Source organism: Kitasatospora sp. NPDC022785 (genome assembly GCF_055561295.1).
This window is the reverse complement of sequence record NZ_JBVHHB010000030.1, coordinates 17,653-40,660: the sequence shown is the minus strand read 5'-3', so window position 1 is coordinate 40,660 and position 23,008 is coordinate 17,653. Positions and strand designations below refer to the sequence as shown.

Genomic DNA, 23,008 nt, shown 5'->3' with positions numbered 1-23,008 from the left:
CCGGGCACCCCCGGCGGACCGGGGTGGGGCCGCGCCTATGTTGAAGCCGCTCCGACGGCCCGGCGAGGGGGGAACCCGATGGTGTCCGACAGTACGCAGGAGTCCGCTGCCCCGCAGGTCTCCGACCGTTCGTGGTACGTCCTGATCGAACGCGACCGGCGGACTACGACGACGCCGTCCACTACCGGTGGCAGCCGGTCCCGCCCAGGGAGGCACCGCTGGGCCGGGAGCAGGCCGTCGAGACGGCGGAGGAGGCGGCCCGCACGTACACCCCCCGCGAGAACGGGCAGCCGAACGGAACGCCGGCCCGCCGGGTCTTCCGGCTGCCCGACGGCGGCTTCCTCGTCGAGCTGCGCCACGCCGGCTGGAAGCGCCACTTCCGGGTCTCGGTCGGCGAGCTGGTGCACACCGAGGAGCAGCGAGAGGCGCCGCCCGCGAGCCCGAAGCCGTCCAGTGCCCCCGCCCCCAGGCGCGGGCTGTTCGGCCGCCGCTGACCCCGCCCGACGGCGGACGGGGCCCACGGCACCGGCCCGGGCCCGCAGCGCCGGGCCCGGGCCCGCGACACGGGGCCCAGGCCTGCGGCACCGGCTCAGGAGTGGCCGAGCTCCTCGGCCGGGGCGTCCGGCTCGACCGAGCCGGAGGTGCGGTCGGGGTGCAGCTGGAGCGGCTCGACCACCAGCTCGTCCAGGATCAGCTCGGACGGCGCCGGCGGGGCCGGGATGACCGCCGCCTCGGAGTGGCCGCCGCAGCCGTACGCGAAGGAGACGATCTGGCCGTCGGCCGGACCGAACTCGTTGCCGCAGACGCCGAACGCCTGGCCCAGCGAGCCGCCGATCGGGATCAGGAAGCCACAGCTGTTGCAGGAGGCCGGTGCCGACTGCGCCATCGGGGTCTGCGGGCCGTGCGCCTTCTCCCAGCGGTCCGCCGCCAGGTGCAGGCCGAGGCGCGAGAGCACCCGGCTGCGGCCCATGCCGAGCTCCTCGGCGACGGCGCCGATCTGCGCACGGACCGGGGCCGGCTGGATGTGCGGGTCGCTGACGACCACGTCCTCGTCGGCGGCCAGCGCCACCGCGGAGTTCGGCGCCGGCTCGTCCTCGCCGGTCCAGCCCGGCTCCAGACGCAGGTCGTCGGCGTCGGTGGGCAGCAGGTCGCCGGGGCCCATGTCGCCGGGGCGCAGCCGCTCGCTCCACGGCACCCACTGCGGGGCGAGGACGGCGTCGGGGCCGGGCAGCAGCACGACCTCGTCCAGGGTGACGTTCTTGGCGCGCGGGGCGCGGGCCACGGTGACGGCCCAGTGCCAGCCCCGGTAGGCCGCGTCCAAGCACTCGAAGGTGTGGGTCACGACGCGGTCGGCGTCCGCCTGGACTCCGAGGTGCGCACCGACGGTCTCTGCTCCGACGGCCTCGTCCGCTGCCTGCCGGGCGAGTTCGACGGCCTCGGCACAGAGCCGGTCGGGGGTACGGCTTCGCATCGCAGCACTCACGGCGTCGATTCTCTCCCAGTTCTTCTGTTGCCCACGGCGTGTTGCCTGTTCCGTCGCGGCTCGGTGTCCCTCGTCCATTCTGCGCGACCGCGGGCCGCCTCGGATACCGGCCGCGCCGCTCGCCCGCTCCCGCCGACGCCCGGCCGGCCGTCGGGCGGACCCTGGGCAGGCTACCCGCCGGTCGGCCGCCCGGCACAGTCCGGGGCGGTGGCCGGCGCCGGAACGGCCGCGCCGAGCGGACCGGAATCCCGCGTCGCAGTCACGATTCTGGGGCAGGATGGGCTTGTGGCGGACGAAAACCCGTCGCAGCACGCACTGCGCGCCTCGCAGGCCGACGGCAGCCCCGACGAGGCGAACGCCGTGCCGCGACAGCAGCCTCCGGTCCTCGCTGCGGGTGAACCGCAGCCGGTGGGCACCTCCACGACGCCTCCGGACCCCGGCGGGCCCGTGGACCTCGCCAAGCACCCGGGCGCGCTCGTCGGGGAGGACGCGCTCGGGGAGAACCCTCTCGACGAGGAGGGCGCGGAGCCCCGCCGGCACTTCCTCGTCCGCACCGCCTCCGCCGCCGGCTCGCGCACCGGAAAGGTCGTACACGGCACCGGACGGCGGATCCGCAAGGCCACCTCCGCGGAGGGCGCCGGCGAGTCCGGCCTCGCCAAGCTGATCGAGCTGCACGCGCTGAACTCCTTCGGCGACATGCTGATCACCGTCGCCCTGGCGTCCACCATCTTCTTCTCCGTCCCCACCGGCGAGGCCCGCGGCCGGGTGGCGCTCTACCTGCTGATCACCATGGCGCCGTTCGCCGTGCTGGCCCCGGTGATCGGCCCGCTGCTGGACCGCCTGCCGCACGGCCGCCGGGCGGCGATGGCGATGTCGATGCTGGCCCGCGCGGTGCTGGCGTGGACGATGGCCGGCACGGTGGCCGGCGGCGGGCTGGCGCTCTATCCGGAGGCGCTGGGCGTGCTGGTGGCGTCCAAGGCGTACGGGGTGGTGCGCAGCGTCGTGGTGCCCCGGCTGCTGCCGAGCCGGCTGTCACTCGTGAAGGCGAACTCGCGCGTCACCCTGGCCGGACTGCTGGCCACCATGGTGGCGGCCGGGGTGGGCGGGCTGCTGCACCTGATCGGGCCCGGGTGGCCGCTGCGAGGCGCCTTCCTGGTCTTCGTGGTCGGCACCCTGATGGCCTTCCACCTGCCGCACGTGGTGGACTCCGCCAAGGGCGAGCAGCGCGCCGTCCTGCACGCGGAGGTGCACGGCGAGGCCGGGGCCGCCCCCGCCGAGGCCGGAGCCGGGCCCGCACAGGCGGCCAAGGCCCCGAAGGCGTCGCTGCGCACCGTCGGCCCCTCGGTGATCCTGGCGCTGCGGGCGATGTCGGCGCTGCGCTGGCTGGTCGGCTTCCTGGTGATGTTCCTGGCGTTCCTGCTCCGTGACGACCCGATCGGCGGCCTCCAGCCCACCCTGGCCCTGGGCCTCGTCGCGCTGGCGGCCGGAACGGGCAACGCGCTGGGCTCGGTGCTCGGCTCCTGGCTCCGCACCCGTGGCTCGGAGGCGACGATCACCGCGATGCTGCTGCTGGCCACCTGCGCGACGGCCGCCGCCGCGCTCTGGTACGGCGTTGTGACGGTGATCGTGGTCGCCGCGGCGTCCGGGGTGGCGGCCTCGCTGGGCAAGCTGGCGCTGGACGCGCTGATCCAGCGGGACGTCCCGGAGTCGGTGCGGACGTCCGCCTTCGCCCGTTCGGAGACGCTGCTCCAGCTGTCCTGGGTGGCCGGCGGTGCGGTCGGCATCCTGATGCCGCTGAACGGCGCGCTCGGCCTCTGGGTGGCGTCCGCTGTGGTCGGCCTGGTGCTGCTCTGGACGGTCCGCTCGCTGTTCCGGGTGGGGCTGCGCCACCGCGCGGCCGCGCCGCGGGTGGCCTGACGGCCGCGCCCCGCCGGTGGCCGGGACGAGGCGGTGGTTTCCGGCCACAACACGCGGTTGCCCACCCCCGCGTAGCGTGATCGGCAAAGCCCGGTAGCCTCTGACCCATGAGCCTCAGCACCCGTGTCATCGCCGCCCTCGGCGCCGTCGTCGTGATCGGCGCCGGCACGGTCGGCGGGTCCATCGCCTACGCCATGGGCCAGGACGAGCCCGTCAGCCACCGCGCGACCCTCACCGTCGGCCGCTCCTCGATGGAGACCGGCCCGTTCTGCTTCAACGACGGCAAGCCGCTCACCGAGGACCAGCAGGGTGAGTGCCAGGACAAGGCCAGCAAGGCCCTGGACGAGGGCAAGCTCCCCAAGTCCGACGTGGTCGCCAGCGACATGATCGGCCTCGGCGTGACCCCGGACGTGGCGGACCGCGGCTGGTGGGCCAACACCAACGGCGGCGGCCAGGCCTCCGGCGGCCGCTTCATCCTGGCCCCGGCGGCCAAGGGCTCCACGTACTCCGGCTCCGTCCCGGCCTCGAAGGCGATCAACGCCTCCGGCAAGACCCTGATCACCGTGGTCGAGTCCGACCCGAAGCAGCCCGACGCGATCTACGGCGTCTGGTACTTCGAGCTGAACACCCAGGACGCCTGATGGTCGCCCGGTGACCGCGCGACTTCCCGACGACGAGCAGTCGGCCCCCGAGCCGGGCCGGCTGCTCGTCGTCGTCGCGGTGGCCGCCGAGGCGGAGGCGGTCCTGCGCGGCCTCGGCGGGGCCGCGCGGAGCCTGCCGCTGCCCGGCGGTGAACTGCACCGCGCCGTGCACCCCTCGGGCGTGACGGTGGACGTGCTGGCGGGCGGGGTCGGCCCGGCCGCCGCCGCTGCCGCCGCGTCCGCCGCGCTCGCCGCCCACCGCTACGACGGGGCGGTCTCGGCCGGCATCGGCGGCGGCTTCGCCCCGCAGGCGCCGGTCGGCGCCACGGTGCTCGCCGACGCGATCGTCGCCGCCGACCTCGGCGCCGAGACCCGGGACGGGTTCGCCGACGTCACCGAGCTGGGCTTCGGGACGGTCCGGCACACCCCGGCCCCCGCCGCCGTGGCGCTCGCCGCCGAGGCGCTGGGCGCCGTCACCGGCACCGTGCTGACCGTCTCCACGGTGACCGGCAGCGCCGGACGCGCCGCCGCGCTGACCGCCCGCCACCCCGGTGCGGTGGCCGAGGCGATGGAGGGCTTCGGTGTCGCCGAGGCCGCCGCCCGGCACGGCGTACCGGCCTTCGAACTGCGCACCGTCTCCAACCCGGTGGGCCCGCGCGACCGGGCCGCCTGGCGGATCGGCGAGGCGCTGGCCGCGCTGGAGCGGGCCTTCGCCGCGCTGCCCCACCCGGAGTTCCTGAAGGAGGCCCGCCGTGGCTGAACAGCTGGGCATCGCCCACTCGCCGTGCCCGAACGACACCTTCGTCTTCCACGCCTGGACCCACGGCCTGGTTCCCGGCGCGGACGCCCCCGAGGTCACCTTCGCGGACATCGACATCACCAACGGCCTGGCCGAGCGCGGCGAGCTGGACCTCCTCAAGATCAGCTACGCCGCCCTGCCCTGGGTCCTGGACGAGTACGCCCTGCTGCCCTGCGGCGGCGCGCTCGGGCGCGGCTGCGGCCCGCTGGTGCTGACCCGCCCGGACACCGACGGCGACCTCACCGGCCGGACCGTCGCCGTCCCGTCCGAGCGGTCCACCGCCTACCTGCTGTTCCGGCTCTGGGCCGCGAAGGCGGTGCCGGGCGGCTTCGGCGAGATCGTCGTCCTGCCGTTCCACGAGATCATGCCCGCCGTCCGGGACGGCCGGGTGGACGCCGGACTGGTGATCCACGAGGCCCGCTTCACCTACCGGCAGTACGGGCTGCACTGCCTCGCCGACATGGGCGAGGCCTGGGAGCAGGAGACCGGCCTGCCGATCCCGCTCGGCGCGATCATCGCCAAGCGCTCGCTCGGCACCGAGCGGCTGCGCGAGATCGCCGACGCGATCCGCTCCTCCGTCCGGCAGGCCTGGGCGGACCCTTCGGCCAGCCGGGAGTACGTGCTGGCGCACGCCCAGGAGATGGACCCGGCCGTCGCCGACCAGCACATCGGGCTGTACGTCAACGAGTTCACCGCGGACCTCGGCGAGGAGGGCTACGGCGCCGTCCGGGCGCTGCTCACCCGGGCCGCGGCCGAGGGGCTGGTACCCCCGGTCGACCCGGGTGCGCTCGCGTTCTGAGCCCCGCTGAACGCGGGGCGGCTCAGGCGGCGGACCGACGCCCTGGCCGGCCGATCCTGCCGGGCGGGCAGATCGGCCGGACGAGGACCTAGACGTCGAACTGGTCCGCCACCGCGCGCAGCAGTACGGCCAGCTTCTGACCGGCCGGCTTGGCCGGGTAACGGCCGTGCTGGAGGCCCGGCAGCACCGAGTCCATCATCGTGATCAGGTCCTGGACGAGCGCCGCCATGTCGTCCGGGCTCTTCCGCTGGGCGGCCGCCACCGACGGCAGCGCGTCCAGCAACTGCACGGCCATCGCCTGGTCGCCGCGGTGGCCCGCGACCACGCCGAACTCGACCCGCTGGCCCGGCTTCAGCACGGTGACACCGGCGGGCAGCGCCTTGGTGTGGACGAAGACGTCGCCGCCGTCGTCGCGCGACAGGAAGCCGAAGCCCTTCGTCTCGTTGAACCACTTGACCTGGCCGGTGGGCATCTCGAACAGTCCTCGATGTGGGTGTGAGGGATCCCGGCCCTGGCCGGGGATCACTGGATGGGAGGGCGGGCCGACCTCGGCTCGGCGCCCGCGGGGCGCTCACGGTCAGCACGCCGTAGGGAGCAGACTAACGGTCCGTCACTGCCTCATCCGCGTTCCGCGAAGGATCCGTACGGGGCTCTCGCGGCCACGGGCGACCCGGTACTGGCATGGCCGGGGCGCGACTCGGCGCTTTCCACTGGCTCACACCCCCGGTCTGAGGAGACGGGGCGCACCTGTCGCACCCCTCGGCACAGCCTGCATACCCCCGCTCAGCAGGGATCAAAACTCCCAGCTCCCGGGAAACTGCGCAACGTGACCGAACCGCTCGCCCCCGGAGCGGTCCGGCGCGGGCGCCGCCCGGGCGCTCTGCGAGACTGGGGCGGCAGACCGACTCCCCCAGGCCCGCAGAGGAGCAAGCCCAGTGAGCAGCCAGAGCGCCGACCGAGGCGACGCCTACGTCAAGGCCGGAGCGATCGTCTTCGGGCTCGGTGCGCTCGCCACGCTCGTCACCTTCGTTCCGCTGTTCCTGCACCTCACGCCGCTGCCGACGGCCGCGTACTGGCTGAGCATGATGATGCCGCTGGGCTTCCTGCTCGCCCTGACCGGGCTGCTGGTCTCCGCCCGCGCCCAGCGCCGCCGGGTCCGCGGCTCCTAGCGCCTGGCTCCTAGTTCACACGGCTCACGCGGCCGGCGAGGTGCCCGGCCAGCCAGGCGGGGAACTCGGTGAGGCCGGCCAGCACCACGTCCGCGCCGGCCGCCAGGAGTTCGTCCGCGCCGTACGGACCGGTGGCCACGCCCACCGCGACGGCGCCCGCGTGCCTGGCGCCCCGGATGTCGCCGAGGTGGTCGCCGACGTAGACGCTCGCGCCGTGCTCGCGCAGCGCGTCCCCCTTGCTCTCCGCCCAGAGGTCGCCGACCAGCGCGTCCGCGTGCAGCCCGGCGTGCTCCAGGTGCAGCCGGGCGTTCGGCTCGTACTTGCCGGTGATCACCGCGACCCGGCCGCCGTGCGCGCGGACCGCCTCCACGGCGGCGTGCGCGCCGGGCAGGGCGACGGTGGGGGCGAAGGCGTGGTCCCGGTACAGCTCGCGGTAGCGGTCGACGGCCGACTGGAGCCGCTCGGCCGGGAACCAGTTGCGCAGCTCGTCCACGAGCGGCGGGCCGAGCCGGGTGACCACCAGGTCGGCGTCGATGTACACGCCGGTCTCGGCGGAGAGCACCGCGTAGGTGGCCCGGATGCCGGGCCGGGTGTCCAGCAGGGTCATGTCCAGGTCGAAGCCGACGGTGAGCGGGGCGTCCGGGGCGGGGGGCATGCCGTCAGGCTATCCAACCCGGCCGACCGGCCGGCACGGTGATTTGCCGCGCCTTCTCCGTGGAACTTAGGTTTGCCTGAGCTATCTGCGAGAGAGAGCCATGACCGACACCACCGCGCCGGCCGCACGACCGGCCACCGCACCGGGCAAGCGGCGGCTGCTGCGCCGCCGAATACTGTGGCTCGCCGCCGCCCTCGCCCTGCTCGCCGCGGCCGTCCTGCTGAGCCTGGCGGTCGGCAGCCGCACGATCCCGTTCGGCGAGACCCTCGACGCCCTGCTGCACGGCGGGGACACCACCAACGCCGTCGTCGTCCGCGAACTGCGGGTGCCGCGGACGGTGGTCGGACTCGCGGTCGGCGCGGCGCTCGGCCTGGCCGGCGCGGTGATGCAGGGCATCACCCGCAACCCGATCGCCGACCCCGGCATCCTCGGCGTCAGCCAGGGCGCGGCGGCCGGCGTGGTACTGGCGATCTCCGGCTTCGGCATCTCCACGCTCACCGGCTACGTCTGGTTCGGCTTCGCCGGGGCCGTGATCGCCACCGTGCTGGTGTACGGGCTGGCGGGGCGCGGCCGGGGCGGAGCCACCCCGGTCAAGCTGGCGCTGGCCGGCTCGGCGATGTCCGCGTTCATCGCCTCGCTCAACACCCTGGTGCTCACCACCGACGCCGCCGCCATGGACCAGTTCCGGTTCTGGCACGTCGGCTCGCTCTCCGGCCGCACCGCCGACGTGGCCTGGCAGCTGCTGCCGTTCCTGCTGGCCGGCACGGTGCTGGTGTTCGCGGTGGCGCGCGGGCTGGACGCGCTGGCCCTCGGCGACGACACCGCCAGGGGCCTCGGCGCCAGGACCGGCGTGGTCCGGGCGGCCGGTGCGCTCGGCGCCACCGTGCTGACCGGCTCGGCGGTGGCCGCGGCGGGCCCGATCGCCTTCGTCGGCCTCGCCGTCCCGCACGCCGCCCGCGCGGTGGCCGGCGCGGACCACCGCTGGGTGCTCGCCTTCTCCGCCGTGCTCGGCCCGGCGCTGCTGCTGCTCGCCGACGCGCTCGGCCGGGTGCTCTTCCCGCCGTCCGAGGTGCCCGCCGGGGTGATGACCGCGCTGGTCGGGGTGCCGGTGCTGGTCGCCCTGGTCCGGCGGCGGAAGGTGGTGGCGGCGTGACCACCGTCTCCTTGCGCGGCTACACCGTGCTGCGCGCCGGGCGCGCGTCGTTCCTGCTGCACCGGCGCTCGGCCCTGGCGGCGGCCGGCCTGCTGCTGGTGCTCGCCGCCACCGTCGTCGCCTCGCTCTGCCTGGGCGAGTCCACCGTCTCCCCCGCCGAGGTGGTGAAGGTGGTGCTCGGGCAGCCCAGCCCGGATGAGCTGGTGGTCGGCGAGTTCCGGCTGCCCCGGGTGGTGGTCGGGCTGCTGACCGGCACCGCGCTGGGCCTGGCCGGCGCGCTGATCCAGACCGTCGCCCGCAACCCGCTGGCCAGCCCCGACGTGGTCGGCGTCTCCTGGGGCGCCACGGCCACCGTCGTCGGCCTGATGGCGTACGGCGTGGTCGGCTCCCCCGGGCAGGTGCCGTACGCGGCGGTGGCCGGTGGCCTGGTGGCCGGCCTGCTGGTGTACCTGCTGGCCTGGCGGCGCGGCCTGCACGCCCAGCGGTTCGTGCTGATCGGCATCGGCATCAGCGTCGCGCTCTCCTCGCTCACCTCGGTGTTCCTCACCAGGGGCGACGGCTTCCAGGCACAGGCGGCGAAGGTGTGGATGACCGGCAGCCTCAACGGCTCCGGCTACGACCAGGCCGGCCGGCTCGCCTGGGTCCTGCTGGCCGCCGTGCCGGTCGCGCTCTGGGCGGCGCGGGCGCAGCGGTCGATCTCCTTCGACGACGCCACCGCCGTCGGCCTCGGCCTGCGCCTGGACCGGATCCGGCTCGGCATGGCGCTGCTCGGCATCGTGCTCGCCTCCTGCGCGGCGGGCGCGGCCGGCCCGGTGGACTTCGTCGCGCTGATGGCCCCGCAGATCGCGCTGCGGCTGGCCCGCTCGGCGCAGATCCCGCTGCTCTGCTCGGCCCTGACCGGCGCGCTGGTCGTCGTCCTGGCCGACCTGCTGGCCCGGCGGCTGCTCGCCCCCACCGAACTGCCGGTCGGCGTGGTGACCGGGCTGGTCGGCGCGCCGTACCTGATGTGGCTGCTGATCCGATCCCGCCGTGGAGGTTCCTGATGACCGCTCCCCTGGTGCCCGGCCACCGTCTCGAGGCCCGGGGCCTGACCCTCGCCTACGAGGCGCGCACGGTCGTCGAGGGGCTGGACCTCGTCGTCCCGGACGGCAAGGTGACGGTGATCGTCGGCCCGAACGCCTGTGGCAAGTCGACGCTGCTGCGCGCGCTCGGCCGGCTGCTGAAGCCGGTGCGGGGCGCGGTGCTGCTGGACGGCTCCGAGCTGGCCCGCGTCCCCACCAAGAGGATCGCCCAGCGGATCGGGCTGCTGCCGCAGTCACCCACCGCGCCCGAGGGCATCTCGGTGGCCGACCTGGTCTCGCGCGGCCGGCAGCCGCACCAGAGCTGGTGGCAGCAGTGGTCGGCGGAGGACGAGCAGGCGGTGGCCGAGGCCCTGGAGCGCACGTCCACGGCCGAACTGGCCGAGCGGGCCGTCGACGAGCTGTCGGGCGGCCAGCGGCAGCGGGCCTGGATCGCGATGGCGCTCGCCCAGGGGACGGACATCCTGCTGCTGGACGAGCCGACCACCTTCCTGGACATCGCCCACCAGGTGGAGGTGCTGGACCTGGTCCGGCGGCTCAACGTCGAACGCGGGCGGACGGTGGTCGCCGTCCTGCACGACCTCAACCAGGCGGCCCGGTACGCGGACCACCTGGTGGCCATGCGCGACGGGCGGATCGTGGCCCAGGGCGAGCCCGGCGAGGTGGTGACGGCGGAGCTGGTGCGGGAGGTCTTCGGGCTGGACTCGGTGGTCGTACCGGACCCGGTGACCGGCACCCCGTTGGTCGTGCCGGGCGCGCCCTGGGCGGTGAAGACGGACGCCTAGCGGGCAATTCGGACATAATCGACGCGCCAGCGCCCTTGTGCCCACCTCACCCGAGGACCGCCGATGCCCCCGATCACCCGCCGCACCCTGCTCGCGGGGCTCGGCGCCGCCGCCCTCACCGGCTGCAGCACACGGCACTCCACCCTGCCCGCCGACACCACGACGGTCACCGTCACGCCCAGCCCGGCGCCGGTGCCCCCCGTCACCGTGAACACCGCGACGGGCCCGGTCCTCGTGCCGGGCGCGCCGATGCGCGTGGTCACCCTGGACACCGCCGAGTTCGACTCCGCGCTCACCCTCGGGATCACCCCGGTCGGCTCGGCGCTGGCCGCCCTGGACTCCGGGCTCCCCGACTACTGGCCCACCTCCCGGCTCAGCGGGATCACCCGGGTCGGCCCCATCGGCAACCCGGACCTCTCCGCGATCCGCGCCCTCCGGCCGGACCTCATCCTCTCCAACCAGACCCGCGACGGCGCCCGGTACGACCAGCTCCGCGAGATCGCCCCGACGGTGCTGACGCAGACCACCGGCGCCCCCTGGAAGGCCGACTTCCAGGTGCACGCCCAGGCCCTCAGCCGCCAGGAGGCGGCGGCGGCGTTCGTCGGCTCGTACCAACGGCACGTCTCCCAGGTGATCCAGGCCCTCGCCGGCGCCAAGGCCTCGGGCCGGAAGGTCAGCCTGGTGAGGTTCGTCGAGGGCGGCGGGATCCGGCTGTACGGCCGGCAGAACTTCCTCGGCACCGTCCTGGCCGACGTCCAGCTCGGCCGGCCTGACGCGCAGAACACCGACCAGTTCGACGTCGAGATCCCCATCGACCAACTCGCCAAGGCCGACGGCGATCTGCTGGTGTACGCCACCTACGGCAACCCGATCGGCACCGCCGCCGTCCTGGCCATGCCGGCCTGGCAGTCCCTCGGGGCGGTGCGGGCGCACCGCGCCTTCGAGGTGGACGACCAGCTCTGGTTCCAGGGCATCGGCTACACGGGCGCCAACTACGTCCTCGCGGAGTTGCAGCGGTTCCTGGGGGCTTGAGCGGCGGTCCCACGGCCCCCTCGCTCCGCCGGGCGAGGGGCCCTGGCGTCCGCCTGCCGGACCCTCAGTGGTCGACGGTCACCACGATCTTGCCCAGCTGGTCGCCCGCCTCCATGTACCGGTGGGCCTCCGCGATCTCGTCCAGGCCGAAGACCCGGTCCACCACCGGCGTGAACGCCCCGCTGCGCAACCCCGAGGCAACGAACGCCTCGGCCCGGCGCAGCCGTTCGGCATCCCTGGTGATCTCGTGCAGCGTGTAGGTGCGCATGTTCAGCGCCGGCATGCCGAGTTCGAACCCGGGGTACGGCGTCTCCTCGCCGCTCAGGGCGCCGTACAGGAAGAGGGTGCCGCCGGGGGCGACCACCCTGGCCAGGTCGAGCACGCCACGGCCGGCGACGGCGTCGAAGACGAAGTCGGCGCCCCGGCCCCCGGTCAGTTCGAGCACGCGCCCGACGACGCCCTCCTCCTCGGTGACGATCACCGCGGCCGCGCCCGCCTTGAGCAGGGCGTCCCGCTTGGCGCGGGTGCGCGTGGTGGCGATGGGCACCGCGCCGACGCGGTGGGCGAGTCGGATCGCGGCCAGGCCGACGCTACTGGAGGCGGCGGTGAGGACGACGGTGTCCCCGGCGCGCATGCCGCCGACCTCGACCAGCGCGCCGTAGGCGGTCAGGTACGGCATCCACACCGCCGCGCCGGCGACCGCGTCGAGCCCTTCGGGGCGGTGGACCACAGCGGCGGCGGGGACGATCGCGCGCTCGGCGTAGACGCCGTAGTCGTTCATCGAGAACGCGGGCACCACGCTGATCGCCTGGCCGGGCTCGAAGCCGGTCACCTCCGGGCCGACGGCCTCGACCACACCGGCGGCCTCGCTGCCGAGCCCGGCGGGGAACTCCCGGACCGGCTCGATGTAGTGGCCGCTGCGGAACAGCACCTCGGCCCGGTTGAGGCCGATCGCGTCCACCCGGATCAGCAGCTCGCCGGGGCCGGGCGCGCCGACCTCCGCGTCCTCCAGCCGCAGCACCTCCGGCCCGCCGATTTCGTGGAACCGCACCGTCCTGGCCATCACGCATCGCCCCCTTCCGATCGGTGACGGCGGCCCGGGAACCGCGGGCCGCCGCAGATCACTGAACCTGAAAGTACGTCAGCTGTCAAACTTCGATGGATGTCGTACTTTGACACGGGCCATACTTTGCCCAACCTCGTACGACGAGCCCCCGAGATCGGAGAGAGATGGCGACAACACGGCGCGGCGGGCAGCAGGACCGCACCCCGCCCCACCCGGACATCCGGGAGATCACCCTTCAGCAGGTACTGGAGGCCGTGGTCGACCCGGTGCGCCGGTTGATCGTCGGCGAGCTGTACGCCGCCGCCGAGGACCTCGCCTGCGGCACGATCGAGTTGCCGGTCGGCAAGTCCACCGCCACCCACCACTTCCACGTGCTGCGCGAGGCCGGGCTCATCCGGCAGTACTACGTCGGCACCTCGCGGATGAACGCGCTGCGCCGGGAGGAGTTCGAGGAGGCCTTCCCGGGGCTGCTGAGCGCGCTGATGGCCGAGCGCCAGCGCGGCCGGACCACGACGGGTCAGCCGCCCGCGTAACGGGCCGGGGACAACCCCACCGCCGCCGTGAAGTCGCGGGTGAGGTGCGCCTGGTCGGCATAGCCGAGGTCGGCGGCGAGCGCCGCCCAGTCCACGTCCGCGCCCCCGTCCGCACGCTGGGCGGCCTCGTGCAGACGGGCCCGCCGCAGCACCCACTTGGGGGCGGCGCCGACGTACTCGGCGAAGAGGCGCTGCAACCGGCGGACGGTGACGCCGAACTCACCGGCCAGCTCGTCCACGCGGTGCAGGTCCGGCGAGGCGGTGATGCGCTCGACCATCGAGGCGGCCAGCTCGGCCTGCCGGCCCGCCACCGGGTCGGGCTCGGGCAGCCGGGCGAGCAGGAAGGCGTCCACCAGTGCGGCCGGCTCCGCGCTGCCGTACAGCACCTCCTCGTTGAGCCGGTCGGCGCCGGGGCCGAAGACGCCGGCCGCGGGCACCGACCGGTCCGCGAGCCCGGCCGCCGGGCGGCCGGTGAGCAGACGGAACCCGCCCGGCCGGAACCTCACCCCCAGCACGTGCCCGGCCCCCTCCAGCCGGCGGACGAACAGCGACCGGTCGACCCCGTAGACGGCGGCCCGCGGCGCCTCGAAGACGAGGTGGACGTTGGGGTGGGACAGCACCTTCTGCTCGTGGACGGGCAGGCCGCGGCGGTCCCAGCGCACCAGCCAGTAGTACTCGACCAGGCGCGCCAGCCCGGGGGCGGGCTCCAGCCGGTCCAGGTGGACCACGCCCGCCGCCCGTCCGGGATGGAGGACCCCGCGGCCGAGATCACGAGCGTTCACACCGCCAGGCTAGCCGTCGCGTTTCTTCAAGACCCGGCGGCACCGCCCGGCCCAGGATCGGCCCATGAACGGTCATGCACTCCACCCCCTCATGGCTCGCGCCGCCACGGAAGCCGCGCGCGTCGCCCGCGGCGTCCGCCCCGAACAGCTGGACGGGCCCACCCCCTGCAGCGGCTTCGACACCCGGACGCTGGTCAACCACTGGGTGCTCTACACCTCCCACGGCCTGGAGCACCGGGCCCTGCGCAAGGAACTCCCGAAGGACCTGACCGAACACGACTTCACCACCGACCCGGAGTGGGCCGACGCCTACGCCGCCCAGCTGGAGCGGGCGGTCGCGGCCTGGGCCGACCCTGCGGTCTGGGAGGGCGAGCTGGACCTGGGCGGGTCGTCCATGCCCGCGACGGCCATCGCCCGGATGCTCGTCCTGGAACTGGTGGTGCACACCTGGGACGTCGCCCGCGCCACCGGCCAGCCGAGCGAGGTCGAGGACGACCTGGCCGTGGCGACCGTCGGGCTGGTCGAGGAGCTCGCCGAGATGTACCGCCAGTACGACGGGTTCGCCGCCCCCGCGGCCGTGCCCGCCGACGCCTCGCCGCTCGACCGCGCGCTGGCGGCCTCGGGCCGCGACCCGCGGTGGGTGCCGGCGACCGCGTCGGCCTGAGACGTACCGGGCGGGCCTGCGGCACCTCAGGCCGCAGGCCCGCCCAGCGCGCCACGGACCAGCCGTATGACGGCCGGGACAGCCGTCCGCAGGTCCCCGTCGGGGCCGGCCACCTCGCCCGCCAGCGCGTCGAAGGTCTCGAAACCGGTGAGGACGAACAGCAGCGCCGCCGCGTCCTGCGGCGCACCGTCGAGCCGGGCGGCCAGCACCCCGGCACCCTCACGGCGGCGGGCGTCGCGCGCACCGACGACCCGGCCCACCTCCTCGTCCAGGGCGGCCAGCGCACGCAGCCGACGGGTGCAGACCCGGTCCACCGCCCAGAAGCCGCCCATCACTTCGACGAAGCGGTCCACCGCCGGCCAGGGCTCGGGCAAGGCGAACGCCTCGGCGAGCCGCGCCATCCCGCCCTCGGCCGCGAGCGCGTCGCAGACCGCCTCCAGCAGGCCCGTCTTCGAGCCGAACTGGTAGTACACGGTGGCGCGCGCGACGTCCGCCCGCTTGGCGACCGCGTCCAGCGAGAGCGTGCCCGCCCCGGTCAGCTGCCCCCGCGCGGCCGCGACGATCCGCGCGCGCGTCTCGTCCACGTCCGCCTGCCGCTGTCCCATCCGGTAGGACCGGGGGCTCATCGCGCTCGCCTCCACTCGCTCGTCCCGCCGCCGGTGCAACGGCCGTCGGACCTCTCGTGAACAGGCAGTATCCCCGATGGCTCCGGGCCCCGGCCGGGCGAGCCCTCCACTCCCCGGCCGGGGGCGTCAGACGATGACCCGGCCGCCGCTGACGTCCAGCGTCTGGCCGGTGATCCACGAGGACGCGGTGGAGGCGAGGAAGAGCGTGGCCGCCGCGATGTCGGCCGGTTCTCCGAGCCTGCCGAGCGGGTGGGCGGCGGCAACCGCCGCCTGCAGCTCGGGCGGCATGACGGCGGCCGTCCGCTCGGTGCGGACGGCGCCGGGCGCGATCGCGTTGACCCGGACGCCCTCACCCGCCAGCTCCAGGGCGAGGTGGCGGGAGTACATCAGTACCCCCGCCTTGGCGGCGGCGTACGCGGCGGAGGCACCGCTGGGCAGCCGGCCGGCCGTGGAAGCCATGGTGATCACCGAGCCGCTGCCGCGCTTCAACAGGCCCGGCAGGAAGGCCTGGACGGTGAGGAAGGTGGCCGTGAGGTTGGCGTCCAGCACGGCGCGCCAGTGTTCCTCGGTCTCCCGGACGGTCGGCACGGGGTAACCGTCCCCGCCGGCGAACGCCGCGAGGACGTCGACCGGGCCGAGCTCCTCCTCGATCCGGGCGCCGGCCCGGCCGAGCGCGGCGGCGTCGGTGCAGTCGGCGACCAGGCCGCGCGCCCCGGCACCGGACGCGCGCAGCTCCGCCTCGACAGCGGCGAGGGCCGCCTCGTCCCGGCCGAGGACGGCGACGGCGGCGCCCTGCCGGGCGAACGCCCGGGCGGTCTCCGCGCCGATGCCGCGGCTGCCTCCGGTGATCACGACGACCTTGCCGGCCAGGTCGGGGTACTGAACTCCCATGTCCCATCACTCCCTTGAGCCGTACTGTTGTGGTTCACTGTGTTCAGTCATACAGCCTGTCTGAATGAATCGGCAAGGGCGCACCCCCGAGAGACCGCGAGGGCCGCCCGCAAGGAGGAACCCGATGAAGCTCGCCGTCGTCGGCGCCACCGGACGCACCGGCCGCCTGGTCGTCGACCTCGCCCTGGCCGCCGGGCACACCGTCACGGCGGTGGCCCGCACACCCGCCCGGCTACCGGAGTTCACCCACGGCACCCCGCGCATCGCGCAGGCCGACGTCCACCGCCCCGGCTCCCTCCGGGGGCCGTTGGCCGGCCAGGACGCGGTGGTCTCGGCGCTCGGCACCACCGGCCGGGCAGCCACCACCGTCTTCTCGGACGGCGCACGGGAGTTGGTGACCGCAGCGCGGGCCGGCGGGGTGCAGCACCTGGTGGCGCTGGGCTCGGCAGGCCTGGAGACCGACCATCTCCCCTTTGCCCAGCGGGTGGTGACGCGGCTGGTGGTCGACCGGCTCTATCGGGAGATCCACCGCGACCTGGCCCGGATGGAGGCGGTGCTGGCCGGCTCCGAAACGAACTGGACCGTCGTCCGCGCCCCGATGCTCAAGGACGGACCGGCCGCCGCCGACCCCCGTGTCTCGTACGGGCTTCCGCTCCCGGACGCGGGCACCGCCACCCGGGCCACCATCGCCGCCTGGATCGTCCGACACCTCGGCGCGCCCGCGACCTTCTGCCGCCGGATCACCATCGCCGACCGCTGAGTCGGTCGCCCGCCGTCTCCCGGCCCCGCGGGTCAGCCCCCCGGCTGGGCACGCCGCTTCAGCGCCACGGCCAGCAGGAACAGCGCCGACAGCACGGCCGCCAGGCGCAGCACGCCGGGAGCGGCCGACCACGTGACCTGGCCGACCTGCTGGCCCGGCTGGAGCGCCTCGCCCCAGCGGCCCTGGGCGCGGCCCCAGAACCAGAGCGTGGTGCCGCTCATCGTCATCAGCGGGATGCCGAGGATGCCGACCTTGCGGGTGAAGTCGGTCAGTCGGCCGGACAGGTAGCCGAGCCCCCAGCCGACCAGCATCACCACGATCTGGCTGGAGACCGCGCCGCCGATCAGGGTCACCGCCGCGAGCAGCAGGAGCGGGGAGGGGCGGCGGCCGGCCATCGCGGACGGCTTCGGGGCGGCCCCGGCGGCGGCGTCGGGCGCGGCAGGCTGCGGCGGGGGCGCCGCCCTGCCCTTCCCGCGCCTCCTTCCCCTGCCCTTCGCAGGGGCAGGTTCGGTCGCCGGGGTCTGCGCGGGCTCCTCCCCCGGGGCGCCCTCGGCGGCGGTCCGCTGCTCGGGGACCGGCTTGACCGCCGGGCCGGGGCCGTCCGAGAAGTCGAGCGACACGAGCGACCAGTCGCCCGCGTTCACGGTCGTGAACGGCGCCGGCACGGCATCCGGATCGCCGTCCGCGTCCGCGATCGGCTGCGACACCCAGGGCGAGCCCGGGTCGTCGGCGGCCGCCGGCCTCCGCGCGGCGGGCGGCCGGTCGAAGGGGTGGTCCGCCGGGGGCCCGGCAGGCGGCACGGAGGGCCGCGGCGGCACCGCGGGCCCCTCGGCGTACACACTGTCCTCGTCGCCGGAGCCAGGTCCGCTCCCCGCGCCGTCACCACCCCCCGGTGGCCCGCTCCACGGCCCCCGCTTGCGCCACCACTCGCCGTCCGCCATCGCCCCACACCCCGCCTCACCCGTGCCGCAGCGGCCGTCGTGGGGCCGCCGGTCAGACGGTACCCAGCCGAACCGGGGCCACGCCGACCGGTCCCCACCGTCCGTCCTCGCGACTAACCTAGGTCGAATGACCACACAGCAGGGCCCCCAACGCCCCGGCAAGGCGCCCACCGGCCCCCGCACCCTCGCCGAGGAGCTCCGCAGCCGCGCGGACGACGACCTCGCCACCCTGCTCCGGTCCCGCCCCGACCTGCTCAACCCCGTCCCCGGCGACCTCACCCAGCTCGCCGCCCGGCTCTCCTCCCGCGCCTCCGCGCTGCGCGCCCTGGAGCGCCTGGACCGCTTCACCCTCCAGGTCGCCGAGGCGATGGCCGCCGCACCCGACGGCGCCTCCCCGGCCACCGTGAAGGCCCTGCTGACCGGCCCGGCCCGGGTCAAGCCGCACCCGGGCGCCACCCCGCTGACCGCCGCCGACCGGTCCGCCGTCGGCGCCGCCCTCCCCCGGGCGTTCGCCACCCTGCGTGACCGCGCCCTGCTCTGGGGGCCGGAGAACGGGCCGCGCCTGGTCATCGCGGCCCGCGAGGCGCTCGCGCCCACCGCCGCCAACCCCGGCCGGACCGGGCTCGGCCCGACGCTGGCCGACGCCACCGCCGGCATGTCCCCGGCCCGGCTCCAGCAGCTGCTCGCCTCCGCCGGGCAGCCCGCCACCCCGGACCCGGTGACCGCCGTCGCCGCGCTCACCGCGCTCCTCGGCGACCGCGCCCGCTGCGACGCCCTGCTCGCCACCGCCCCCGAGCCGGCGCTGCGGCTGCTGGACCGCCTGGTCTGGGGCCCGCCCACCGGCACCGTCCCGGACGCCACCCGCCCGGTCACCGCCGAGGACGCGCAGAGCCCGGTCGAATGGCTGCTGGCCCGCGGCCTCTTGCTGCCCAGCAGCCCCGGCAGCGTCGTCCTGCCCCGCGAGCTCGCCCTGCACCTGCGCGGCGGCCGCACCCACCGCGTGGTCGAGCCGGTCCAGCCGGAGCCGGCCCCGGCCGCCGCCCCGCGCGATCCACAGGCTGTGGACAGGGCGGCCGCCGGACAGGCCCACACCGCCGTCCGGATCGTCGAGGAGCTGCTCGACCTCTGGGGCCTCAACCCGCCGCCCACCCTGCGCGCCGGCGGCCTCGGCGTCCGCGATCTCAAGCGGACCGCACAGGCCCTGGAGACCACCGAGCAGCAGACCGCCTTCTGGCTCGAACTCGCCTACACCTCGGGACTGCTGGCCCCCGACGGCGAGGCCGACGAACGCTGGGCACCCACCCCGGCGTACGACGGGTGGCTCCAGCAGGACACCGCCGACCGCTGGCTGCTGCTGGCCGGCAGCTGGCTCACCGCCACCCGCGTCCCCGCCCTCACCGGCACCCCGGACGGCAAGGGCAAGGCACGCGCCGCACTCGGCCCCGAGCTGGACCGCACGCTCGCCCCCTCCGTCCGCCGCGGCGCCCTCGCGCTGCTCGCCGAACTGCCGCCCGGCACCGCCGCCACCGCCGGCGAACTGCTGCCCACCCTGCACTGGCAGCGCCCGCTGCGCGGCGGCCCGGCCACCGGACCGGCCCCCACGACCGGGCACGGCCCCGCCGGGCAGACCCCAGCCGGCCAGGCCTCCGCCGGGCAGACCCCCGCCACCGGCCAGGGCCGCGACCTGCGCGACGACCTCACGGCCTGGACCCTCGCCGAGGCCGAACTGCTCGGCATCACCGGCCGCGGAGCCCTCGCCTCCCCCGCCCGCGCGCTGCTCACCGCCGAGGCCGACCCGGCCGAGGTGCTGGCCCCGCTGCTGCCGCAGCCGCTGGACCACGTCATCCTCCAGCCGGACCTCACCGCGATCGCCCCCGGCCCGCTGCTCACCCCGCTCGCCCAGGCGCTCGCGCTCTGCGCCGACATCGAGTCCAAGGGCGGCGCCACCGTCTACCGGTTCACCCCCGGGTCGGTCCGCCGCGCCCTCGACGCCGGCCGCACCGCCGCCGACCTCCAGACCTTCCTGGAGCAGCACTCGCGCACGCCCGTCCCGCAGCCGCTCGGCTACCTGATCGACGACGTCGCCCGCCGGCACGGCATCCTGCGGGTCGGCGCCGCCTCCTCGTACCTGCGCTGCGACGACCCGGCGCTGCTGAACGAGGTCCTGGCCGACCGCCGCTCCGTCGACCTGCGGCTGCGCCTGCTCGCCCCGACCGTGCTCGCCGCCCAGGCCACGCCGGACGTGCTGCTCGCCGCCCTGCGCGGCATGGGCTACGCGCCCGCGGCCGAGTCCGCCGAGGGCGACGTGCTGATCACCCGGCCGGACAGCCACCGCACCCCGCCGCGCGCGGCCCCCGTCCCCGTCCCCGACGGCCCGCCCACGCCCGACGACACCCTGCTCGCCGCCGCCATCAAGGCCATCCGGGCCGGCGACCGCGCCGCCACGGCCGTCCGCCGCGAGGCCGCCCCCGACCCGCGCCAACTCCCGCGCACCCCGGCCGCCGAGACCCTCGCCGCGCTGCAGACGGCCGTCCTGCTGGGCGAGCGGATGTGGATCGGCTACCTCAACGCCGAAGGGCTCTCCAGCCAGCGGATCATCGACCCGGTCAAGGTCGAAGGCGGCTACGTCACCGCCTTCGACCACCACGCCGACGAGCTCCGCACCTTCGCCCTGCACCGGATCACCGGCGTGGCCGAACTGGAGGAGTAGCCGCCGGATCAGTGGCCCTGCTGGGCCTCCTTGACCTTCTCCTTGACGGCCTTGTCCGCCAGCGTGCCGATCTGGTCCTTGCCGACCGGCAGCTCGGGAGCGCCGGCCAGGTCGGCGATCAGAAAGGCGGGGGACGCGAGCAGCCCGCCGGGGCCCTCGCCGACGCCCGCGAGGGCGTGGGCGGAACCGGCGGAGGAGGCGGTCACGGCGAAGGCCGAACCGAGGAGGGCGAGAGCGGTGAGGGCACGCTTCGGCTTGTTCATGACCTGCTCTAACGAGCGACGCCCGGACCGGTCACCGCGCTCCGATTGACGCCTCCGGCGATGCGGCGTAGTCCGGAGGGGAGGGGGGTCGCGGAAGGAGTCACCATGCTCGGCGATCAGATAGCGGAGATACAGAGCCAGGACACCGTCCGGCGGGTGCTCGCCGGCGGCGAGGGCCCGGTGGTCGAGGTCTCGTTCCAGGGCACCGGGGAGGTCCTCGGCACCCCGGTCACGGAGTTCGCCACCTACGAGTCGGAACTGCACGCGGACGGCACCCTGTTCGGTGAGGGCCAGGGCGTCGACATGACCGCCGACGGCCAGACCATCACCTGGCACGGCAGCGGCGTCGGCCACTTCACCGAGGGTGGAGGTGTCTCGTACCGCGGCTCGGTCTACTTCACCACCGCGTCCCCGCAGTTCTCCCGACTGAACGGCACCGCCGGCGTCTTCGAGTTCGAGTCCGGCGCCGACGGCAAGAACACCGCCAAGGTGTTCGAGTGGAAGTAGCCCCCCTCAGGGCGGGCCCCCGCCTTTCCCGCCGGATGGGCGACACTGGAGGGTCTGCGTCCCGACAGACCTGTCAGCCAGTGGAGGGCTTCCCCGCGTGAACGACGGACCGCTCATCGTCCAGAGCGACAAAACTCTTCTCCTGGAGATCGACCACCCCAAGGCCGCCGACTGCCGCCGGGCCATCGCGCCGTTCGCCGAACTGGAGCGCGCGCCCGAGCACGTGCACACCTACCGGGTGACCCCGCTCGGGCTGTGGAACGCACGCGCCGCCGGGCACGACGCCGAGCAGGTCGTCGACGCCCTGGTGACGTACTCCCGCTACCCCGTGCCGCACGCGCTGCTGGTCGACGTGGCCGACACCATGGCGCGCTACGGGCGGCTCAGGCTCAGCAAGCACCCCACCCACGGCCTGGTGCTCACCACCACCGACCGCCCGGTACTGGAGGAGGTGCTGCGCTCCAAGAAGATCGTCCCGCTGGTCGGCGCCCGGGTGGACCCCGACACCGTCGTCGTCCACCCGTCCGAACGCGGGCAGATCAAGCAGGTGCTGCTCAAACTCGGCTGGCCCGCCGAGGACTTCGCCGGCTACGTGGACGGCGAGGCGCACCCCATCGAGCTGGACCAGAACGGCTGGCAGCTGCGCCCGTACCAGGCGCAGGCGGTCGAGGGCTTCTGGCACGGCGGCTCGGGCGTCGTGGTGCTGCCCTGTGGCGCCGGCAAGACGCTGGTCGGCGCGGCCGCGATGGCCGAGGCCAAGTCGACCACGCTGATCCTGGTCACCAACACCGTCTCGGCCCGGCAGTGGAAGCACGAGCTGGTCAAGCGGACCACGCTGACCGAGGACGAGATCGGCGAGTACAGCGGCACCAGGAAGGAGATCCGCCCGGTCACCATCGCCACCTACCAGGTGATGACGACCAAGCGGAAGGGTGTCTACGCCCACCTGGAGCTGTTCGACGCGCGCAACTGGGGCCTGGTGGTCTACGACGAGGTCCACCTGCTGCCCGCGCCGGTGTTCAAGTTCACCGCCGACCTGCAGGCCCGCCGCCGGCTCGGCCTGACCGCCACCCTGGTCCGCGAGGACGGCCGCGAGGGCGACGTCTTCTCGCTCATCGGCCCCAAGCGCTTCGACGCCCCGTGGAAGGAGATCGAGGCGCAGGGCTACATCGCGCCCGCGGACTGCTGCGAGGTCCGGGTCACCCTCACCGACTCCGAGCGGCTCGCCTACGCGACCGCGGAGCCCGAGGAGCGCTACCGCTTCTGCGCCACCACCGCCACCAAGCGGCGGGTGGTGGAGGCGCTGGTCAAGAAGCACGAGAAGGACCAGACGCTCATCATCGGCCAGTACATCGACCAGCTGGACGAGCTCGGGGAGGTCCTGAACGCCCCGGTGATCAAGGGCGAGACCAGCAACGCCCAGCGCGAGAAGCTGTTCGAGGCCTTCCGCACCAAGGAGATCAGCGTCCTGGTGGTCTCCAAGGTGGCCAACTTCTCCATCGACCTGCCGGAGGCGACCGTCGCCATCCAGGTCTCCGGCACCTTCGGCTCCCGCCAGGAGGAGGCCCAGCGCCTGGGCCGTGTCCTGCGACCGAAGGCGGACGGCCACGCGGCGCACTTCTACTCGGTGGTGGCCCGCGACACCGTCGACCAGGACTTCGCCGCCCACCGCCAGCGCTTCCTGGCGGAGCAGGGCTACGCCTACCGCATCATCGACGCGGACGACGTGCTCTGACGGCCGGTGCCTGACGCC

25 protein-coding genes are annotated in these 23,008 nt (G+C 75.0%); 16 read left to right on the top strand and 9 right to left on the bottom strand.

Annotated elements, in window-relative coordinates:
• The first annotated feature begins 131 nt into the window (after positions 1–131).
• Positions 132–494: a hypothetical protein gene (locus tag ACZ3YO_RS33755; protein WP_465577125.1), complete on the top strand. Its 363-nt coding sequence runs from the start codon at positions 132–134 to the stop codon at positions 492–494.
• A gap of 95 nt (positions 495–589) precedes the next feature.
• Here ACZ3YO_RS33755 and ACZ3YO_RS33750 read toward each other — a convergent pair whose 3' ends face one another.
• Entirely contained in the window at positions 590–1,471 is an 882-nt protein-coding gene (locus ACZ3YO_RS33750) for a DUF3027 domain-containing protein (protein WP_396324457.1), read from the bottom strand.
• 621 nt (positions 1,472–2,092) lie between these two features.
• Here ACZ3YO_RS33750 and ACZ3YO_RS33745 point away from each other — a divergent pair.
• The 4 genes from ACZ3YO_RS33745 to ACZ3YO_RS33730 all read left to right on the top strand — a co-directional run bounded on the left by ACZ3YO_RS33745 (position 2,093) and on the right by ACZ3YO_RS33730 (position 5,639).
• A complete protein-coding gene (locus tag ACZ3YO_RS33745) occupies positions 2,093–3,400 on the top strand; it encodes an MFS transporter (protein WP_465577252.1) in 1,308 nt (435 codons plus the stop codon).
• Positions 3,401–3,507: 107 nt separating this feature from the next.
• A complete protein-coding gene (locus ACZ3YO_RS33740) occupies positions 3,508–4,041 on the top strand; it encodes a hypothetical protein (RefSeq protein ID WP_465577123.1) in 534 nt (177 codons plus the stop codon).
• A 10-nt stretch (positions 4,042–4,051) separates the two neighbouring features.
• Positions 4,052–4,801, top strand: coding sequence for a futalosine hydrolase (locus tag ACZ3YO_RS33735; protein WP_465577120.1), 750 nt, complete (start codon positions 4,052–4,054; stop codon positions 4,799–4,801).
• Entirely contained in the window at positions 4,794–5,639 is an 846-nt protein-coding gene (locus ACZ3YO_RS33730; RefSeq protein WP_465577118.1) for a 1,4-dihydroxy-6-naphthoate synthase, read from the top strand. Before ACZ3YO_RS33735 ends, ACZ3YO_RS33730 begins: the two co-directional genes overlap by 8 nt.
• 88 nt (positions 5,640–5,727) lie before the next feature.
• Here ACZ3YO_RS33730 and ACZ3YO_RS33725 read toward each other — a convergent pair whose 3' ends face one another.
• A complete protein-coding gene (locus tag ACZ3YO_RS33725) occupies positions 5,728–6,111 on the bottom strand; it encodes a cold-shock protein (RefSeq protein ID WP_396324388.1) in 384 nt (127 codons plus the stop codon).
• A gap of 463 nt (positions 6,112–6,574) precedes the next feature.
• Here ACZ3YO_RS33725 and ACZ3YO_RS33720 point away from each other — a divergent pair, with 463 nt between their 5' ends.
• Positions 6,575–6,808, top strand: a complete 234-nt coding sequence (locus ACZ3YO_RS33720) for a hypothetical protein (RefSeq protein ID WP_465550347.1) — start codon at positions 6,575–6,577, stop codon at positions 6,806–6,808.
• Between the two features lie 10 nt (positions 6,809–6,818).
• On the opposite strand, the gene ACZ3YO_RS33715 is transcribed toward ACZ3YO_RS33720, so the two are convergent.
• Positions 6,819–7,463 (bottom strand): HAD family hydrolase, encoded by a 645-nt coding sequence (locus tag ACZ3YO_RS33715; RefSeq protein WP_465577114.1) that lies wholly within the window; start codon positions 7,461–7,463, stop codon positions 6,819–6,821.
• Between the two features lie 100 nt (positions 7,464–7,563).
• On the opposite strand from ACZ3YO_RS33715, the gene ACZ3YO_RS33710 reads away from it, so the two are divergent.
• The 4 genes from ACZ3YO_RS33710 to ACZ3YO_RS33695 all read left to right on the top strand — a co-directional run bounded on the left by ACZ3YO_RS33710 (position 7,564) and on the right by ACZ3YO_RS33695 (position 11,512).
• Positions 7,564–8,616: a FecCD family ABC transporter permease gene (locus ACZ3YO_RS33710; RefSeq protein ID WP_465550351.1), complete on the top strand. Its 1,053-nt coding sequence runs from the start codon at positions 7,564–7,566 to the stop codon at positions 8,614–8,616.
• Positions 8,613–9,659, top strand: a complete 1,047-nt coding sequence (locus ACZ3YO_RS33705; RefSeq protein WP_465577111.1) for a FecCD family ABC transporter permease — start codon at positions 8,613–8,615, stop codon at positions 9,657–9,659. The genes ACZ3YO_RS33710 and ACZ3YO_RS33705 overlap by 4 nt, the downstream gene beginning before the upstream one ends.
• Positions 9,659–10,480, top strand: coding sequence for an ABC transporter ATP-binding protein (locus tag ACZ3YO_RS33700; RefSeq protein ID WP_465550355.1), 822 nt, complete (start codon positions 9,659–9,661; stop codon positions 10,478–10,480). The genes ACZ3YO_RS33705 and ACZ3YO_RS33700 overlap by 1 nt, the downstream gene beginning before the upstream one ends.
• 63 nt (positions 10,481–10,543) lie before the next feature.
• Positions 10,544–11,512 (top strand): ABC transporter substrate-binding protein, encoded by a 969-nt coding sequence (locus ACZ3YO_RS33695; RefSeq protein ID WP_465577107.1) that lies wholly within the window; start codon positions 10,544–10,546, stop codon positions 11,510–11,512.
• Between the two features lie 64 nt (positions 11,513–11,576).
• On the opposite strand, the gene ACZ3YO_RS33690 is transcribed toward ACZ3YO_RS33695, so the two are convergent.
• The gene (locus tag ACZ3YO_RS33690) at positions 11,577–12,575 is read right to left on the bottom strand and encodes a zinc-dependent alcohol dehydrogenase family protein (protein ID WP_465577105.1); all 999 of its coding nucleotides are present in this window, start codon (positions 12,573–12,575) and stop codon (positions 11,577–11,579) included.
• A gap of 167 nt (positions 12,576–12,742) precedes the next feature.
• Here ACZ3YO_RS33690 and ACZ3YO_RS33685 point away from each other — a divergent pair, with 167 nt between their 5' ends.
• Positions 12,743–13,111, top strand: coding sequence for an ArsR/SmtB family transcription factor (locus ACZ3YO_RS33685; RefSeq protein WP_465577102.1), 369 nt, complete (start codon positions 12,743–12,745; stop codon positions 13,109–13,111).
• Here the strand turns inward: ACZ3YO_RS33685 and ACZ3YO_RS33680 are convergent.
• Positions 13,096–13,893, bottom strand: a complete 798-nt coding sequence (locus tag ACZ3YO_RS33680) for a DUF6597 domain-containing transcriptional factor (RefSeq protein WP_465577099.1) — start codon at positions 13,891–13,893, stop codon at positions 13,096–13,098. The genes ACZ3YO_RS33685 and ACZ3YO_RS33680 overlap by 16 nt on opposite strands.
• A gap of 64 nt (positions 13,894–13,957) precedes the next feature.
• On the opposite strand from ACZ3YO_RS33680, the gene ACZ3YO_RS33675 reads away from it, so the two are divergent.
• Positions 13,958–14,557 carry a TIGR03086 family metal-binding protein gene (locus ACZ3YO_RS33675; RefSeq protein ID WP_465577097.1) on the top strand — a complete coding sequence of 200 codons (600 nt, stop codon included), beginning with the start codon at positions 13,958–13,960 and terminating at the stop codon, positions 14,555–14,557.
• Between the two features lie 26 nt (positions 14,558–14,583).
• Here the strand turns inward: ACZ3YO_RS33675 and ACZ3YO_RS33670 are convergent, their stop codons facing one another.
• Positions 14,584–15,183, bottom strand: coding sequence for a TetR/AcrR family transcriptional regulator (locus tag ACZ3YO_RS33670; RefSeq protein ID WP_465577094.1), 600 nt, complete (start codon positions 15,181–15,183; stop codon positions 14,584–14,586).
• A 126-nt stretch (positions 15,184–15,309) separates the two neighbouring features.
• Positions 15,310–16,074 carry an SDR family NAD(P)-dependent oxidoreductase gene (locus ACZ3YO_RS33665; protein ID WP_465577091.1) on the bottom strand — a complete coding sequence of 255 codons (765 nt, stop codon included), beginning with the start codon at positions 16,072–16,074 and terminating at the stop codon, positions 15,310–15,312.
• Positions 16,075–16,198: 124 nt separating this feature from the next.
• On the opposite strand from ACZ3YO_RS33665, the gene ACZ3YO_RS33660 reads away from it, so the two are divergent.
• Positions 16,199–16,834: an NAD(P)-dependent oxidoreductase gene (locus tag ACZ3YO_RS33660; protein WP_465577088.1), complete on the top strand. Its 636-nt coding sequence runs from the start codon at positions 16,199–16,201 to the stop codon at positions 16,832–16,834.
• 32 nt (positions 16,835–16,866) lie between these two features.
• Here the strand turns inward: ACZ3YO_RS33660 and ACZ3YO_RS33655 are convergent, their stop codons facing one another.
• A complete protein-coding gene (locus ACZ3YO_RS33655; RefSeq protein WP_465577085.1) occupies positions 16,867–17,541 on the bottom strand; it encodes a hypothetical protein in 675 nt (224 codons plus the stop codon).
• 361 nt (positions 17,542–17,902) lie between these two features.
• On the opposite strand from ACZ3YO_RS33655, the gene ACZ3YO_RS33650 reads away from it, so the two are divergent.
• Positions 17,903–20,485 carry a helicase-associated domain-containing protein gene (locus ACZ3YO_RS33650; RefSeq protein WP_465577084.1) on the top strand — a complete coding sequence of 861 codons (2,583 nt, stop codon included), beginning with the start codon at positions 17,903–17,905 and terminating at the stop codon, positions 20,483–20,485.
• Between the two features lie 8 nt (positions 20,486–20,493).
• On the opposite strand, the gene ACZ3YO_RS33645 is transcribed toward ACZ3YO_RS33650, so the two are convergent.
• Positions 20,494–20,748 (bottom strand): hypothetical protein, encoded by a 255-nt coding sequence (locus tag ACZ3YO_RS33645; RefSeq protein WP_465577081.1) that lies wholly within the window; start codon positions 20,746–20,748, stop codon positions 20,494–20,496.
• Positions 20,749–20,853: 105 nt separating this feature from the next.
• On the opposite strand from ACZ3YO_RS33645, the gene ACZ3YO_RS33640 reads away from it, so the two are divergent.
• Both ACZ3YO_RS33640 and ACZ3YO_RS33635 read left to right on the top strand, forming a co-directional pair.
• Positions 20,854–21,255 carry a hypothetical protein gene (locus tag ACZ3YO_RS33640; RefSeq protein ID WP_396324375.1) on the top strand — a complete coding sequence of 134 codons (402 nt, stop codon included), beginning with the start codon at positions 20,854–20,856 and terminating at the stop codon, positions 21,253–21,255.
• Between the two features lie 97 nt (positions 21,256–21,352).
• Positions 21,353–22,990 (top strand): DNA repair helicase XPB, encoded by a 1,638-nt coding sequence (locus tag ACZ3YO_RS33635; protein WP_465577078.1) that lies wholly within the window; start codon positions 21,353–21,355, stop codon positions 22,988–22,990.
• The last annotated feature ends 18 nt before the right edge of the window (positions 22,991–23,008 follow it).

Bases quoted from the DNA above. Each gene is read 5' to 3' on its own strand.
- ACZ3YO_RS33750 (WP_396324457.1), bottom strand. From the start codon at position 1,471: ATGCGAAGCCGTACCCCCGACCGGCTCTGTGCCGAGGCCGTCGAACTC.
- ACZ3YO_RS33740 (WP_465577123.1), top strand. From the start codon at position 3,508: ATGAGCCTCAGCACCCGTGTCATCGCCGCCCTCGGCGCCGTCGTCGTG.
- ACZ3YO_RS33725 (WP_396324388.1), bottom strand. From the start codon at position 6,111: ATGCCCACCGGCCAGGTCAAGTGGTTCAACGAGACGAAGGGCTTCGGC.
- ACZ3YO_RS33715 (WP_465577114.1), bottom strand. From the start codon at position 7,463: ATGCCCCCCGCCCCGGACGCCCCGCTCACCGTCGGCTTCGACCTGGAC.
- ACZ3YO_RS33710 (WP_465550351.1), top strand. From the start codon at position 7,564: ATGACCGACACCACCGCGCCGGCCGCACGACCGGCCACCGCACCGGGC.
- ACZ3YO_RS33700 (WP_465550355.1), top strand. From the start codon at position 9,659: ATGACCGCTCCCCTGGTGCCCGGCCACCGTCTCGAGGCCCGGGGCCTG.
- ACZ3YO_RS33695 (WP_465577107.1), top strand. From the start codon at position 10,544: ATGCCCCCGATCACCCGCCGCACCCTGCTCGCGGGGCTCGGCGCCGCC.
- ACZ3YO_RS33690 (WP_465577105.1), bottom strand. From the start codon at position 12,575: ATGGCCAGGACGGTGCGGTTCCACGAAATCGGCGGGCCGGAGGTGCTG.
- ACZ3YO_RS33685 (WP_465577102.1), top strand. From the start codon at position 12,743: ATGGCGACAACACGGCGCGGCGGGCAGCAGGACCGCACCCCGCCCCAC.
- ACZ3YO_RS33675 (WP_465577097.1), top strand. From the start codon at position 13,958: ATGAACGGTCATGCACTCCACCCCCTCATGGCTCGCGCCGCCACGGAA.
- ACZ3YO_RS33670 (WP_465577094.1), bottom strand. From the start codon at position 15,183: ATGAGCCCCCGGTCCTACCGGATGGGACAGCGGCAGGCGGACGTGGAC.
- ACZ3YO_RS33665 (WP_465577091.1), bottom strand. From the start codon at position 16,074: ATGGGAGTTCAGTACCCCGACCTGGCCGGCAAGGTCGTCGTGATCACC.
- ACZ3YO_RS33660 (WP_465577088.1), top strand. From the start codon at position 16,199: ATGAAGCTCGCCGTCGTCGGCGCCACCGGACGCACCGGCCGCCTGGTC.
- ACZ3YO_RS33650 (WP_465577084.1), top strand. From the start codon at position 17,903: ATGACCACACAGCAGGGCCCCCAACGCCCCGGCAAGGCGCCCACCGGC.
- ACZ3YO_RS33645 (WP_465577081.1), bottom strand. From the start codon at position 20,748: ATGAACAAGCCGAAGCGTGCCCTCACCGCTCTCGCCCTCCTCGGTTCG.
- ACZ3YO_RS33640 (WP_396324375.1), top strand. From the start codon at position 20,854: ATGCTCGGCGATCAGATAGCGGAGATACAGAGCCAGGACACCGTCCGG.